Origin of the sequence: Chryseobacterium sp. HMWF035, from assembly GCF_003094695.1 — a bacterium.
GTDB lineage: Bacteria > Bacteroidota > Bacteroidia > Flavobacteriales > Weeksellaceae > Chryseobacterium > Chryseobacterium gambrini.
Genome location: NZ_QEHP01000083.1, coordinates 1 through 15,375, shown reverse-complemented (window position 1 = coordinate 15,375; position 15,375 = coordinate 1). Strand labels below are relative to the sequence as shown.

General features: G+C 35.3%; 14 protein-coding genes and 1 tRNA gene. 6 read left to right on the top strand and 9 right to left on the bottom strand.

Annotated elements, in window-relative coordinates; all coding sequences use genetic code 11:
• From DD829_RS12965 to DD829_RS12945, 5 genes are all read right to left on the bottom strand, one after another.
• The coding region (locus DD829_RS12965; RefSeq protein ID WP_133240946.1) for a hypothetical protein at window positions 1–831 on the bottom strand (831 nt) is incomplete at its 3' end.
• Between the two features lie 30 nt (window positions 832–861).
• A complete protein-coding gene (locus DD829_RS24470; RefSeq protein WP_116547815.1) occupies window positions 862–1,059 on the bottom strand; it encodes a bacteriocin-like protein in 198 nt (65 codons plus the stop codon).
• Between the two features lie 218 nt (window positions 1,060–1,277).
• Complete coding sequence (locus DD829_RS12955; protein ID WP_116547814.1) at window positions 1,278–1,655, bottom strand: hypothetical protein; 378 nt, start codon at window positions 1,653–1,655, stop codon at window positions 1,278–1,280.
• A 67-nt stretch (window positions 1,656–1,722) separates the two neighbouring features.
• Window positions 1,723–2,193 carry an Lrp/AsnC family transcriptional regulator gene (locus DD829_RS12950; protein WP_029298841.1) on the bottom strand — a complete coding sequence of 157 codons (471 nt, stop codon included), beginning with the start codon at window positions 2,191–2,193 and terminating at the stop codon, window positions 1,723–1,725.
• 134 nt (window positions 2,194–2,327) lie between these two features.
• Window positions 2,328–7,124: a translocation/assembly module TamB gene (locus tag DD829_RS12945; protein ID WP_108409477.1), complete on the bottom strand. Its 4,797-nt coding sequence runs from the start codon at window positions 7,122–7,124 to the stop codon at window positions 2,328–2,330.
• Window positions 7,125–7,128: 4 nt separating this feature from the next.
• Between DD829_RS12945 and tsaD the strand changes: the two genes are divergently transcribed.
• From tsaD to DD829_RS12930, 3 genes are read left to right on the top strand one after another with little or no spacing between them, the layout of a single operon-like run.
• Window positions 7,129–8,145, top strand: a complete 1,017-nt coding sequence (tsaD, locus tag DD829_RS12940) for a tRNA (adenosine(37)-N6)-threonylcarbamoyltransferase complex transferase subunit TsaD (RefSeq protein WP_076392624.1) — start codon at window positions 7,129–7,131, stop codon at window positions 8,143–8,145.
• Window positions 8,142–8,546 carry a hypothetical protein gene (locus tag DD829_RS12935; RefSeq protein WP_108409476.1) on the top strand — a complete coding sequence of 135 codons (405 nt, stop codon included), beginning with the start codon at window positions 8,142–8,144 and terminating at the stop codon, window positions 8,544–8,546. The genes tsaD and DD829_RS12935 overlap by 4 nt, the downstream gene beginning before the upstream one ends.
• A 44-nt stretch (window positions 8,547–8,590) precedes the next feature.
• On the top strand, window positions 8,591–9,286 hold the full coding sequence (locus DD829_RS12930; protein WP_108409475.1) for an RsmE family RNA methyltransferase: 696 nt from the start codon (window positions 8,591–8,593) through the stop codon (window positions 9,284–9,286).
• A gap of 1 nt (window position 9,287) precedes the next feature.
• On the opposite strand, the gene DD829_RS12925 is transcribed toward DD829_RS12930, so the two are convergent.
• On the bottom strand, window positions 9,288–9,923 hold the full coding sequence (locus DD829_RS12925; RefSeq protein WP_108409474.1) for an XAC2610-related protein: 636 nt from the start codon (window positions 9,921–9,923) through the stop codon (window positions 9,288–9,290).
• A 3-nt stretch (window positions 9,924–9,926) separates the two neighbouring features.
• Window positions 9,927–10,598, bottom strand: coding sequence for a TrmH family RNA methyltransferase (locus DD829_RS12920; RefSeq protein WP_076392636.1), 672 nt, complete (start codon window positions 10,596–10,598; stop codon window positions 9,927–9,929).
• A 79-nt stretch (window positions 10,599–10,677) separates the two neighbouring features.
• On the opposite strand from DD829_RS12920, the gene DD829_RS12915 reads away from it, so the two are divergent.
• From DD829_RS12915 to DD829_RS12905, 3 genes are all read left to right on the top strand, one after another.
• Entirely contained in the window at window positions 10,678–11,691 is a 1,014-nt protein-coding gene (locus tag DD829_RS12915) for an asparaginase (RefSeq protein WP_108409473.1), read from the top strand.
• Between the two features lie 63 nt (window positions 11,692–11,754).
• A tRNA-Ser gene (locus tag DD829_RS12910) sits at window positions 11,755–11,841 on the top strand.
• A gap of 108 nt (window positions 11,842–11,949) precedes the next feature.
• Window positions 11,950–12,429 carry a hypothetical protein gene (locus tag DD829_RS12905; RefSeq protein WP_123906855.1) on the top strand — a complete coding sequence of 160 codons (480 nt, stop codon included), beginning with the start codon at window positions 11,950–11,952 and terminating at the stop codon, window positions 12,427–12,429.
• 171 nt (window positions 12,430–12,600) lie between these two features.
• Here DD829_RS12905 and DD829_RS12900 read toward each other — a convergent pair whose 3' ends face one another.
• A complete protein-coding gene (locus DD829_RS12900) occupies window positions 12,601–13,296 on the bottom strand; it encodes a hypothetical protein (RefSeq protein WP_116547812.1) in 696 nt (231 codons plus the stop codon).
• 249 nt (window positions 13,297–13,545) lie between these two features.
• Window positions 13,546–15,078, bottom strand: coding sequence for a M20/M25/M40 family metallo-hydrolase (locus DD829_RS12895; RefSeq protein WP_116547811.1), 1,533 nt, complete (start codon window positions 15,076–15,078; stop codon window positions 13,546–13,548).
• Window positions 15,079–15,375 lie beyond the last annotated feature (297 nt).

The following is a 15,375-nucleotide window of genomic DNA, read 5'->3' as shown; positions in this document are numbered from 1 at the left end:
ATAAACATCCTGTTCCGGATTATTAATATGATTAAAATAGTTGTATTTTTTTAAGAAATAAAATTTTTGACAATTTACAGGAAGATATCTATTAATATTATCTTCTTCAGATTCAACTCTTATATTATATTCAGGAAGATTTATTTTTAGTTGATCTCTATATCTTGCTATAGAAGACAAAACATTGTAATCTGAATCAAATTCACATGAGTAAACATCTATATTATTTTTTATATAATTATTAAAATAATATAATAAGAGTTCTTTTGCTTGACTATCCAGTTTTTTATTTCCTGTGATAAATAGAAATATAGAGTTCAGCCAATCGTTAACTACATATTTTTTTATTTTTTTATATCTCTCGTCATTTACACCAAGAGGAGAAGCATTTAAAAGTTTAACTTTATTCAAATAATTTGATAACACAAGCTCCGATAAGTTCTTTACTTCTTGAATATTATTTTTATAATAAGAGTCTTGATACTTTATTACGTTACCATAAAATATGGGATGCTGTTCGTTTACTATAAAATTATGAAGATCGTCTTTACTCCCTTTAAACTTTATAAAATTGTTTTCTTCAAATGTTAACAGTAAGTCTTCGTCTAACGACAAAAAAAATGGAATACTCTGAACGAAATCTTTTCCTTTTTTTATGGTTATTTTCTTAAAGTCTCCTTTAATGATTTTACTTTCTTCCTTATTTAGTACAATCAGTTTAGCTTCATACAATATATTGATCACTCCTTCACTTTTGTTAACAATAGTAAGTCTTTGACTAAAAATATTACAAAACAAAAATAGAAGAAGGATATAAAATACCCTTCTCATTATAATTTTAAAACTCATCAATACCATCGACTAATTTCCCTCTGTACCTGTGTCACATTTTGCCCAACAATCTTGTGGTCCATCTGCTGGAATATCAATAGGCGGTAGACCTGTAGGATGTTGAGGAGATGGAGGCGCTCCGTGACAATGACATCCTGTGTCAGGTGCTAGTAATCCCCCGTGAACGGATTTTAATTGTTCTCTTGAAATTTTCTTTAAGTTTTTCATGGTAATTTATTTAAAATTCAAATCAAAAATAATAAATTACATCATACTTTTGAGAATTATTTTATTATGTTAAAAAACACTTAGGCAAGTTTATTAATGTTTTTTTAATTAAAACAAAAAAATATTTCTTTTGTTTTAATTAATCTTCAAATTATTAATCAACAAATGAATATTATTAAATAACATTTTTTTCAAAAAACATTCTTAATAAAGATCGTTTACCTAAAAAACTTCCATTTCGGAATAATCGCCAGCATTCCGAAACCTGTAAAAAGGAAAAGATTCGTAACGTCGGTGTAAAGGAAAGTAGACAGGTAATAGTTGTGCATAAAGAAATGCAGAACCAGCAAGGCAGGAAAGGCAAAGATGCCTATTTTTCTGTAAAAAAACATCAGCACAAGACTTACCACCATTAAAGCATCAATCGCGAAAACAGTGTAAGCATACCAAGCCGGAATATTCAGGGTTTCGTGCTGCAAATATTCATCAAGATCGATCCCGAATCCCATAACCGTAAACAAGAGCAATGCTGCAAAAGCAAGGATGAAACCCCAACCTTTCTTCGGATCTTCATCAAAATAGCTGTATTCTTCCATAACTACAAAAATAAAGAACTTATGAGAGATTTCATAAGTTCTTTTATATAATTCGTTTAAAATTTGATTATACAGAGATCGCGTTAATCAGTCTGTTTTTATCACTTAAGTATTCTTCCATAGAAATCATACTTTCTGTTCTCATTACATCCTGAATATCATCGATTTGATAGATGATTCTCTTTGCGTCATCTGTATTCTTAGCTCTTACTTTACAGAAAATATTATATTTTCCTGAAATTACGCTAGCTTCAATTACGTTTGGAATAGTAGATAATTCTTTCAGAACTTCCTGAGTTCTGTTAGATTTGGTTAATAAGATTCCGATAAAAGCCGTGAAGTGATAGTCTAACTTTCCGTAATCTATATTAAGAGATGATCCCAAAATAATACCTGCATCCTCCATCTTTTTCACTCTTACGTGAATTGTACCCGCAGAAACATCCATCTGCTTAGCAATTTCTGTAAAAGGCATTCTTGTGTTCTCTACTAAGAAATCAAGAATTTTCTTGTCTATTTCGTCCAGTTGATAGTTCATATTAGTTAAATTACAATTTCTTTAAAAAATCTACATATTTTTTGCAAATTTATAAAAAATAATTTAACAAAAAAAATTATAACAAAGATTAACAATAATTAACACATATGACAAAAATCATTAAAATATTCTGATTATTTACTCCCTGATTTTACAGAATCTGTTTTTATTTGCGTTTGCTCAGCCGTTTGTTTTTTATCTTTTTTCTTCTTTTTGAATATAGAATTAAAACTCTTAGACCAAACAATCCCCGCTCCGTAAGCCTGATTTGCAGTTCCGTTCGATCCGGCTCCGTTTACCATTCCGATGTTGGAAGGTTTGGAATATCCTCGTAACAAAAGACTTCCGTCATTTTTCTTGGAAATGTCATATTCTATGGTTCCTTCCCCGGAAAGATAATTAACGTCAGTATTTTCAGTTTTCGTAAGCGGAATTCCCAGTCCTGTTTTTACTTTAACCCTTGGTGAAAGCGCAAAGCTAACCCCTGCATTCGCTCTGTCTCCGATGTTGGAATACTGATCTCCTTTTACATAATTCAGGTCGATCTGGAATTCGCTGCTCATGGTATTCAATACAGAGCCCAATTGTTTCAGCAACAAATTATATCCCTGATTTTGTGCAACATCTCCCACATTTACATTCACTCCTCCCGTCTCTGAAACATTAAACGTACTCAACAATAAAACAGATCCGAATTGAAGTACTTTTTCCCCTTCCTGACTCATTTTTGCCGCTAAAGTTTCTTTTATCTGGCTGGAAACATCCAAAGCGGTTACATTAAGGTCAATTTTAGGTTCAATCAGCGATTGGGTAATATTTGCCTGAAGCAGAACACTTATCGGCTGAAGACTTCCCATATTCAGATATTCTCCGGCGTTGGAAACCATTCTTACATAATTTGCTGTGATGTCTAAAGCAGGTTTCATCGCATCACCATCCCAACGAATGCTGCTTCCTTTTTCAATCTGGAAAGTTTTATTAAGAATCGCCTTAGAAACAAAAGTTCCGTTATCTACTTTATAGGCTCCGTTCATGGCAATATTTCCCTGTCGGCTCATCTGGAAACGAAGTTTTTCTGCAGCGCCTTTTACCATAATATTTCCTACACCATCTCCAATAAGAACATTTACGGTGGTACCTTTATCTACGTCCAAAGCAAAATCAATATTCATATTCGCTCCGGATTTTTTCTTTTCATCCAAAGTAACCAGACCGTCTTTTCCTTCTTTTAAAAATTTCAGCATTTTAAATTCTTCAACGTTGGAAGTAGAACCCGAATTGAATGTAAATGTACTTCCACTTAAAGCTTTCATGTTGGGAGTAGAAATACTTAACCCCGAAACAGGCCCATCAACATAAAGATCACCCTGTCCGTAAACTCTTCCCCAGAAAAGATCCAGATCCTTCTGCGTGGTATTCAGCATTAATAAATTATCGGCTCTCATTACGAGGTTGACTCCCATTGATGAAAGGGTTTCAAACTGTATCGCTCCGGAAATATTCCCCTTCGAATTGGTTCTTCCGTCATGCACTTCAACGCTGTTAAGAATCGCCAAACCTTTGGTTAAAGGAATTACAGTATCATCAAAAGAATAATCAACACCGGTAAACAAGAGTTTTAACCCGAATCCTTTAAGCGCAATATCACCGCTGTAATCCAGATTGCTGAATTTTCCTGAAATTTTAAGATCTCCCGTTGCTTTTCCTCTCAGATTTCCAAAAACTGAAGTCACGAACTGCTGCGCAAAAGCAACATCAAAATCACGCATTTCTGCGGTAAGATCAATGGTTGGAGAAGCCGTATTGTTGTTTACCGTTCCTGTTACATGAAGGCTGTTATTGCCTATAATTCCTGCGGAATTTACTTTGATATCGACATCGTATACATTCAGGGAATAACTGTTGGTTGCAGAAATGGTAATATCTCCCATATCATTTCCGTTCATCATGATGTCATCAATCGTCATATCTACCAAAGGCTGCAGCGTGTTTTTATCCATTTTAATTTTCACACTTCCGTTTGCAAGACCTTTGATGTTCATAGAGTTTCCTCCGCCCTGCATATCCAGCAGTTTTTCGATGGCAAAATTATCTACTTCCGCATCTACATAAAAATCCTTTGCAGATTTAAACTGGGCATCTTTAATAAACAAGGCACTGTTGTCTGAAAAAAACCTGAGATTCTGAATGTCAAAATCGCCTTCTTTTTTACGGTAGGTAATGGAATGATTGAGTTCCGGACTGGTATCTATTGCCCACGTTACGTCATTAAACTTCACCTCAGTAGGCTCGAACCTGAACACAAAATCTCCTCCTGCATTGGTTGACTGGTTAACGTTGATGGCATATTCTTTAAGATTATCATCCAGCTCATCTTCCGGACTTCCGTGCTTAAATTTCGTTGCCAGATGAAGAATGGTATTGTTCTCGTTTCTTCCGCTTAAGGTAATATCTTTAAGAACATTTTTATTGTACAGAACCCTGTTGATTTTAGCATAAATCTGCTCATTGAGATTAGCCGTATTAATTCTTACCATGACGCTGTCTACCATCGCGCTGTCCTTGGTAATATTATCTCTTTCGTTGATTTTATAATCAGGATTTGCAGCAGCCAGAGCTTTGTCCGCTTCTGTGATCTCCTGAGTTTTCGTCATGATATATTTCAGTGAAGCCGCATCTACATTCAGAATCAGGTTATTGGAATTTCCGTCGTACTGACCTTCTACTTTTGCACCCTGCGGAATTTTAAGATCCGGTAAAAAATAGCTTACCAAACCTTGCTGCACATCAAAATTCATGGCAAAAGTCTGTCCTCTGTACATTTTTCTCGGTGCAGGACCCACAAGAATTTTATTGAGTCCGTTTTCTACCATTCCGGCAAGATCTCCTAAATTGTAACGTCCTGAAATTTTTCCGTTAACAGCTCCCGGAGCATCCACGTCAATCACACGTCCTCCGTTTTCAACAAAAGTCTTCACTTTTGCATTCGGAATGGAATATTTCTGAGTTGCCGTTGCAAAATTAATTCCGCTGGCTTCCACATCCAGTGTTAAATCGTTGATAGATGACATTGCCATTTTACCATTTACCTTCCCGCTTACAATCTGGTTTCCGGGTTTATTGGTAAAGTAATTCATGTTCAGATAATTAACATCAGCATTTACATTCATCGAAATTCTTGAAGTGCTGAAATCAATTAATCCCTTTATGGTTGCTTTTGCCTGTTCATCATTCACGGTGATGAGTCCGTTGTATTTTTTATGATCCAATAATCCGTCGAGATACAGATTATTGATCTCCTTATTCATAATTTCAATGCTCGAAATCTGTGATTTCGTCGTCAGTTTCATCGTATTCACATCGAAACTCTGTCCGTTGATATTGAACTTCCCAGAAATTAATCCTACGGATTTGTTTTTTGTAATCACGGAAGTATTAAGATCCTTCACTTCGGCTATTCCGGCATATTTCGGCATCGGAGAGCTGTATTCCGTTAAAGAAAAATTCGTGATTTTTGCCTGCCCGATTCCCGTCATCAGATTTCCGTTTGAGACGTAGACACGGTTCGGATTTACACTTGCGGTTCCGTTGTATTTTAATTTTCCGAAATCATCCGCAAAGTTTTTCATTTTTTTAGCAATAAATGAAGGCATCATCGCTTTCAGATCCTTATAGGTAAAGTCTGCGGAAAGATCGTTGGTTTCGATTAAAAAATTACCTTTCAGCAGTTTATTCACCTTCATTTTTTTGGTGGCAATATTCACATCAGGATTTCGGATGAGAAAATTATCCAGTTTAAAATCATTCAGCGGACCTGTCATTTTCCCTGAAACATTGAAAGGTTTAAAGTTATCCCAGTTCGTTACAAAATAACTGATGTCGTAACCGCTTAACTGGCTTCCCAGTTTTAGGTTCATGTCCCATTTTACTTTGTCTGCAAAATCTGCCCATGAACCGTCATCATGAAGATTGAATTTTATATCTCCCTGTAAAAGCGAGTGATCTGTATTTAAAGTAAGATCTTTCAGGAAAAGATATTCCGGCGTCATGGAAAGCTCGGTAGAAAAAGTATCCACAAAATGAGATTTCCCCCATCTTGTTGTGGTGAAAGACATATTATTGATTGATCCTGAAATATTTCTTCCGTTTACTTTTACATTCGGGGCAATCAGATTAAAGTTGGTTGCGGTTAACCATTTTCCTTTTTCACCCGGAGAATTCAGATTAACGATGGAAACTTTAGAATCCAGAATCTGCAATCGGGAATCGAGCTGAAACGGAGGTTTATTGGGATCTCTTTTTTTACCGCTGTCGAATAGTTGTGTAAAACGGATAAAGTTTGAAATGCTGTCGCCTTTGTAGGTAATCACTTTTACATCCGCATTTTTTAAAGTAAGGGAATTGAAGCTTAAAGAATTATTTTTAGTAATATTGGAGGCTAAAGAAAGCCAGTTGGAATTGGCAATAAATTCTTTGGACTGGATGAAATCATAGCCTTTATAATCTTTGATCTTTAAACCTTTAATTTTTACATTTCCGAAAAAGTTTACCTCAACACTTTCGGTTGACATTTGGGCTTTAAAGTCGCGATTAACAATTTGTAACGCCTGATCTGCTGCCCACTGCTTTGTGGAAGGAAGGTTAATGATCACAAAAACAGCAGCTACCAAAGCTAAACCCAGCCAAAAGAGAATCAGTAAAAGTTTTGCCCACCAGGAATAACTGGTAACGTCTTTTACCGCCTGTTTTCCAAATTCTTCAGCCGTCTCAATGGGATGATTAATTGCATCTGAAGCAAGTTCAGACGCTTCCTTAACTGTTTCTTTTACAACACCTTCCGCATTTTCAACAGCTTTCTGTACCTGATTACCTAAGTTACCAGCTACTGATTTTTTGTTCTCATTCTCGTTATTATTCTCTAACTTTGCCATTATTATGAGCGACTCTATAATTTTAGGTATTGAATCGTCCTGCGACGATACATCAGCAGCTATCATCAAGGGAAATTCTATTCTTTCGAATATTGCAGCGAATCAGGCGATCCATAAAGAATATGGCGGTGTGGTTCCTGAGCTGGCTTCGCGTGCGCATCAGCAAAATATTATCCCCGTTGTTGAAAAATCCTTAACAAAAGCAAATATACAACAAAATGCAATTTCTGCGATAGGATTTACACGCGGACCGGGACTTTTAGGTTCTCTTCTTGTGGGAACGTCATTTGCTAAGTCTTTGGCAATGAGTTTGGATGTTCCGCTTATTGAGGTAAACCATCTCCAGGCGCACATTTTAGCCCATTTCATCGAGGATGCAAATCCTGTGCCGCCAAAGTTCCCTTTTTTGTGTCTTACCGTGAGTGGCGGACACACGATGATTGTTCTGGTGAAAGATTATTTCGACATGGAAATTATCGGGAAAACCATTGATGACGCCGCAGGAGAAGCATTTGATAAAATCGGAAAAATATTTGATCTCGATTATCCGGCAGGTCCTATTATCGACAGACTGGCTAAAGAAGGAAATCCGGATGCTTTTACCTTCAATAAGCCTAAACTGGAAAATTACGATTATTCGTTCAGCGGAATTAAGACTTCTGTGCTGTATTTTATTCAGAAAGAGGTAAAAAAAGATCCCGATTTCATTAAAAATAACATGAATGATCTTTGCGCTTCGGTACAGAAAACGATTATTGAAATTCTGATGAACAAACTTGAAAAGGCAGCGAAAGATTTAAACATTAATGAAGTGGCGATTGCAGGAGGAGTTTCGGCAAATTCGGCTTTGAGAACGGCGATGCAGGACAATCATGAAAAACTGGGCTGGAATATTTACATCCCTAAATTTGAATATACTACGGATAACGCGGCGATGATTGCTATGGTTGCTCAGTTAAAATTTGAGCGGGGAGAATTTACTGATCTGAGAACTTCAGCAACAGCAAAATACGATTTATGAAAATACTGTCAGAGGAAAAAATACTTGGCAAACATTCTAAGAAGAATTCAAAATATTACTGGATCTTAGAAACGGTGACGGGCAAGAATGAAGCATCGGAGGATTTCGTCGATTATTTTCCGGCAAGTTCAGAAACCGGATATGTTCAGAATATTAAGGAAGAAATTATTGAACAGATCAATGCAGAAAATGTTTTCAGTTTTGAATATGAACCGAAAGAAGGAGATTATTTATCCATCAAAAATAATTTAAGAAAAAACGAATATCTGAACTTGATTTTCATGAACAATAAATGGATTGAGGAAATTTACACCTGTTCTTACCGAGATTGTGAAGGCGATATTTATACAACGATAAAAACAGGAGTGGCATTTTTAAGCGAAAATGAAACTTACTTTTAATAATAATCAACTACAAAATTTAGGCAGATTCTAAATATTTAAATATGAAACTTTTTTACGGCGAAATTGAAGGAAATGTGGTAACGATTAATGATGAAGAACAACAACACATTGTAAAAGTTCTTCGGATGAAAAATGGTGAAGCCATTCATGTAACGGACGGAAAGGGAAATCTTGCTTCCGGAAAATTGACGATTGAAGGTAAAAAAGCCCATATTGAAGTGGATGAGATTAAAAACAACCTTCCAGATTTTAGTCCGAAACTTCATATTGCAATTGCTCCGACGAAGAATATTGACCGCATTGAATTCTTTGTTGAAAAAGCGGTCGAGATGGGAATTTCAGAAATTACTTTTCTCCAAACGGAAAAAACAGAGCGTAAAAATATCAATCTGGATAAAATAAGAAAACAGGCAATTGCCGCATCCAAACAGAGTTTAAGATTTCATTTTCCTGTTATTAATGATGTAATGAAGATTCAGGATTTTCTTAAAAATATTGATCCTGAACATACGTTTGTTGCCCATTGCCACGAGAATTTAGAAAGAACCGAACTCAATGAGATTCCCAGATTGCAAAATATCACTTTTCTGATAGGTCCTGAAGGCGATTTTTCGGAGAAAGAGATTTCTTTTTTAGCTGAAAATAATATCAAAGCTGTTTCTTTGGGAAATCAGAGACTGAGAACAGAGACCGCTGGAATTTTTGTTGCCGCGTGGAATTATAATCAGATGATTTAAACTAATTGATATCAACAATATCTTCCGAATAAGAAGTACGGATTAATTTACTATTTTTCCATTCATAAGTCGACCAAAATTCTCCAACTCCGGAAACCCTGTGATATGATTCTATTTTTTTGCTCTTTGGATCAAAAACCGGATTGTAGATTTCATTAAGCATTTTTTCAGGAATAAATTTTCCTTTCTTGTTAATCCATCCATTTAATATAAACCAATTCATTCCGACTTTTTTTGATATTGTAAGATCATTGATTCCGTCAAAATTTACATCTTGAAACCTAAAATCCATTTCTTCCACGTTCCGAAATTCCCAATTTGAAAGAGCTTTAAGATTTTGTATTCTTTTTCCTTGATAAACTTTTAGCTTATAATAATCAATTCTTCCCTGTTTTACAATGTAGAAAATTTCTGCAGAAACATCTTTATCTTTAATAATCTGAGAGTATTTTCCGTCTTTTGGCTCTTCATACTCTACTTCTTCCTGTTTCAAATTTTCAATTTTAGAACTGTCAATGTTTACTGCAACAGAATCAATAGCCACAATCGTTGAATCTTTCTTTGAAGTAGAATTTTGATCTTTCCGCGAACAAGAAAAAATCAATAATAAAAGTATTATGGCAATGGAGAATTTCATCTTTTAAAATTCAAGATCATTATCTTTTAAATATTTATCAAAAATCTGCTGTCCGCTTCTTATGGAGTTTACTGCCCAACGGATTTTCATCCTCAGGAGTTTTTCTTCATTCAATTTATAATCAATATCAGATTTCAATAATTTCTGCTTCAGTTCATACATACAAATGGAAGCGGCTACAGAAACATTGAAACTTCGGGTAAAACCATACATCGGAATCGCCAGCGTTTCGTCGGCAAAATCCAGAATTTCCTGAGAAACTCCTTCCATTTCCGTCCCGAAAACCAAAGCAATGGGTTCTGTAATTTCGTATTCGGGCAGCATTTTGGCATTATTTTCCAGCGAAACCGCAACAATTTTATATCCTCTGTCTTTTATATTCTGGAAAGATTCCATGCTTCTGGGCATTTTTTCCACTTCCACCCATGTATCTGCGCCTTTTGTAACGCGAAGATTGGGTTCAAAACTGTATTCTTCCTGCAAAGCCACCACTTTATGAAAACCGCACGCTTCCACAGAACGCACAATTGCGGCTGCATTCCTGAACTGATAGACATCTTCCACCACCGGAAGAATAAAATCTGAACTTTCCGGCGCAAAATGCTCGATCTTCTGTAATCTTTCTTCCGTTAAAAACTGCTTTAAATACTCAAAAGTTTGCTGTAAATCTTTCATTCATTTTCAAATCTTTGCAAATTAACGTAAATTTGAGGAATCCTGCGAATGGAGGATAAAAATCTAATAAAAGTCCTGTATGAAAAGAAAAGTCCTGTTGATATACACCGGTGGAACGATCGGTATGGAGAAAGATTATGAAAGCGGAAGCCTTCGTGCGTTTGATTTCGGAAATATTTTTGAAAAAATGCCCGAAATGAAGCTGATGGAATGCGAAGTTTTTGTACATCCTTTTGAAAAACCGCTGGATTCTTCGGACATGGGACCTGAAGAATGGAAAATTATCGCTCATTATATTCAGAAAAATTATCATCAGTTCGACGGATTTTTAATTCTGCATGGTACAGACACGATGTCTTACACCGCTTCTGCATTGAGTTTTATGCTGAAAAGATTGAAAAAACCCGTTATTTTAACAGGTTCACAGCTACCGATCGGGGATTTACGGACCGACGCGAAAGAAAATCTTCTCACGAGTCTGTATTATGCAAGTCTGTATGAAAATGACGAAGCGGTTATTCAGGAAGTGGCGATTTATTTTGAATATAAATTGTTGAGAGGAAACCGCACCCTGAAATATTCTGCGGAGTATTTTGATGCGTATGCAAGTCCGAACTACCCTATTCTCGGACAATCTGGAGTTCATCTGAATATTATTAAGGATAATCTTCTTCGGGATCATTCTGCTGGAGAATTTCACGTTGACGATCATATTTCGGAAGATATTATTTTCTGGAGAATTTTTCCGGGCATGAACCTGAATCACTTCAAAGAAATTCCAAAAATGAAGGTTCTTATTCTTCAGGTTTTTGGTTCGGGAACCATTTTCAGCAGCGAAAAAACGGTGGAAACTTTGCAGCAGATCCGAGATAACGGAACTGAAATCGTGGTGGTAAGTCAGTGTATTTCAGGAGGAATATCGTTCGGAAAATACGAAAACAGCAATATTTTCTCAAGAATCGGAGCCATCAGCGGAAAAGATATGACTGCTGAAAGTGCTATTACCAAAGCGATGCATTTAATTGACAATCCCAACTACACCGGAAGCTTTGCAGACAACTTCTCCCAAAGCCTTTGTGGAGAAATTTCCTGATAAAATTGCATTTTGAGTTTGCAGATTCCGGAAAATAGTCTATTTTTGCAATCTCAAATACAAAGAGAGGTGTCCGAGTGGTTGAAGGAGCTACCCTGGAAAGGTAGTATACGGGTAACTGTATCGAGGGTTCGAATCCCTTCCTCTCTGCAGATAAAAAGTCTTAGGTTTTACCTGAGACTTTTTTGTTTTTTCAAGTTTATGGTTTTCCTTAAAACAAAACTATGTGAAATCTATATATTTGCTAAAACTAATTTCATGAAACAATTTGCTGTTATTTTAATATTTTTCTCAACTTTATTTTTTGCTCAGGAGACAAAAGAGATCAAAACTATTGACAGCATCATAGCTATTAAAAAATTAAAATTTGATAGTTTAGATCTGAAATCATTGGAAATAGATAATCAATTATCAAGAATTAATTATTGCAGAACCTTTTTCAATAAGCTGATTTTAAATAACAACTATAAAAATAAAGAAAGGCTATCCGAAATAATTTTAGAATTTGAAGACTATCTTCCAGATAAATTTTCATATATAAAACTTTACAATAATAAAAATAACATCTTAACTTTACGAAATACGATTATATTTTCAGAAAAATATTCTCTTTTAAAAATGTATCGGAAAGCTATTAATGACTGGTATGAAAAAGCAATTGTTAATGAGAAAAATAAATTAAATGACATAGAAAATAGGATTTCCTACCTATTAAGTAAAAGGAAATATAAATATTGAAGATTTTAATAAATTATCCGACGATGAACAGAAAAAGCTGTTAATTGAATTAGAAGAAAAATATTAAACCACCTGAAAAAATCCCAGTTTTTCAACCGGGATTTTCTGTTTGAAAAAGTACCAACTAATTTCAAACTACAATTTAGCTATATGAATGTTTTGGTGTTTTGGTTAATTGCACATCGTTAAAAACTGATGGCTCATCTGTACCTTGAATCTCGCGTCTGATTTCAGCTTAGAATAGATCATGCTTTCAAAAGCCTGTACTTCTTTTAATTTCTGATCAATATATTCTGCGATCTGAACAACGGAAAAGAGAAAATCTCTGTATACGGCAATATTTACCGTTTGTCCGTGAACCGGAAGATAAGCTTTCAGAAAAGGAATTGTCGCCTGATGCTGGTTGTAGTTTACACAGTATCCCGCTCCTTCACGCGAAGTGATGATCTCAAAATCGTTGATAAAATCCAGCACGTTTTTATCTTCTTTATTACTATTTTTCGACAAGTATCTGTTGATTTTATCCAAAATATGCTGTGCATATTCCATCATCGTAACGGTTTTCCATTCGAACTGATGATTGATTTTCTTCAAATTTTTGGCAGGCTTTCCGTTTTCACAGGTTGTGCAGAAAGAAATCCCGATTTTGTCGTAATAAGGAAAAAAGCAGTCTTTGATCTGTATGGAAGCATCTGCCTGAAGTCTGTCGTTGGCAAAGTTGTAATACAGATAAGGGCTGTACAGATCCGAAAGTGCTTTCAGATAGTCGGTTTCGCTTGTATTCTTATATTCCTCAAACCATTTTTCAAGGTTGTCGTAATAGGTGTTTTCAAACTCTTTAAAACTTAGATATAATGGCAGTTCCATAGCTTCGTAATTTTGATAAGACAAAGCTATTGCGGTAATGCGACAAAACTCGACGTGTTATTTTTTAGTTTTGAAATTTTTTTGAATTGATGATTTTGGATTGATGTTATAAAGCGAATACGATCTAAAATATTTCCACTGATTCGCGCTCAGGATAACATTACAAACACCGACTGCTTGAAATTTAATTGTAAAATTCATCATTCATCATTCATCATTCATCATTCATCATTCATCATTTATCATTTATCATTTATCATAATTCGTCATAATAAATTCAAAATAATGAATCATTTTCATATAATTTTCGATGCTGAGATATTCATTGGTGCTGTGAATGCTCTGTTGCTCAGAATTATTGATTTTAACAGGCATAAATCTGTAAATGTTTTTACTTACCATCTGATATTTGTAGGCATCCGTTCCGCCCAGTGTAAGATACGGCGTTACAATAGCTGCCGGATAAAGCTGTTTTACTCCTTGTTCAATTAGCTGATACGCTTTTGTATTGCTTGATGAAACTGCGGAAGCTTCTCTGGTATTGTCAATTTCTTCCACTTCCACCTCAAAACCTTCGGTTGCTTTGGCAATATGTGCTTTTACATCTTTTACGGTATTTCCGGGAAGCAGCCTGAAATTAACCACAAATTCCACTTCGGGAGAAAGTACATTGGTTCCGTCACTTCCTTTCATCATGGTAAGTGCCGTTGTCGTACGAACTAAAGCATTGGTAGAATTATTTTTGGTAAGCTGAGAAAGAAGAAGCGGTTTCAAAAGCCATTGATTGGAGATTGCCATTCTGCTCGGGAAAGACATTGAACCTCCTATATTATCAAAAAACTGTTGGATTAAAGGGGTAATTACCGGTTTCATCTGATCGTCTTCCAGTCGCTGCATAATAACGGCAGCTTTTCCGATCGCACTTTCCATGGGCGGTGTCGACGAATGGCCGCCTAAACCTTTCACTTTTATTTTGGCAGAAAGAAAACCTTTTTCGGCACAGCCGATTACCGCTACATCCGAATCGATTCCGGAAATGCTTCCTTTTTCTAAAATTAAACCGCCTTCATCATAAACAGCATCAAATTGTATGCTTTTTTTCTTAAAATAAGAGGCGATCTGTGTTGCTCCCTTCTTCCCTCCTACTTCTTCATCGAATCCGAAAGCCAGATAGATATCGCGTTTCGGCGTATGTTTATTTTTAATTAAATTATTCATGGATTCCATCAGAGAAAAGAGCATTCCTTTCATGTCAATTGCTCCGCGTCCGTAAATTCTTCCGTTGGCAACGGCTCCTGAAAACGGAGCAAAATCCCAGTCTTCAGCAACTTTTGTAATGGCTGGAAAAGGTTTATCATTGGGTCTGAAAACATTTTCTGCTGTATTTTTCACCTCCGCATCTCCGGGAGGAACCACATCAATATGAGACAGAAACATAATGGGAGCGAGATCCGGACTGCTTCCTTTCAGCCTGAAAACCAAACCATAAGTATTCACCTCAACATATTCTGTATTTTTATAAACTTCTGGATATGCTTTTTTAAGATATTCTTTAAATGTTACAAAAGGGGAATAATCGAAATCCCCTAATTCTCCGGTGGAAACTGTTGGGATCTTTAATCCGTCGGAAAAACGTTTAACAACCGAATCGTTCTTTACAAATTTCCATCCTCCGGAATCTGCCTGATCTGTTTTTTTGAAAGGATAGGTGAATGTTCTGATTAAAACGATAATGATTAATATAAGTATGATACTGATTAAAATGTAGAGGAGTTTTTTCATGGAAATTTTGGATTTGATGGTTTTTATATCCCGCAGATTTCTGATTACTCAGATTTTCTGTTCGAAATATTTTTTTGCAGGCTTTAATTTTATTTTCGAAGTTAGTAAAATACTCTCTAAAGTTGCAAAAAGTATTTTTCAAGTTCCAAATATTTAAATTTAAGTTAAAAAAATACTACTAAAAGTTTGAAAAAGCATAATTAAAATTCTTTACTTTATAATTACAGTTATTAAAATATGTAATAAAGTTGCTAAATGTATGATTAGAGTTGCTTATTGTAATATTCGTGTCTGGAA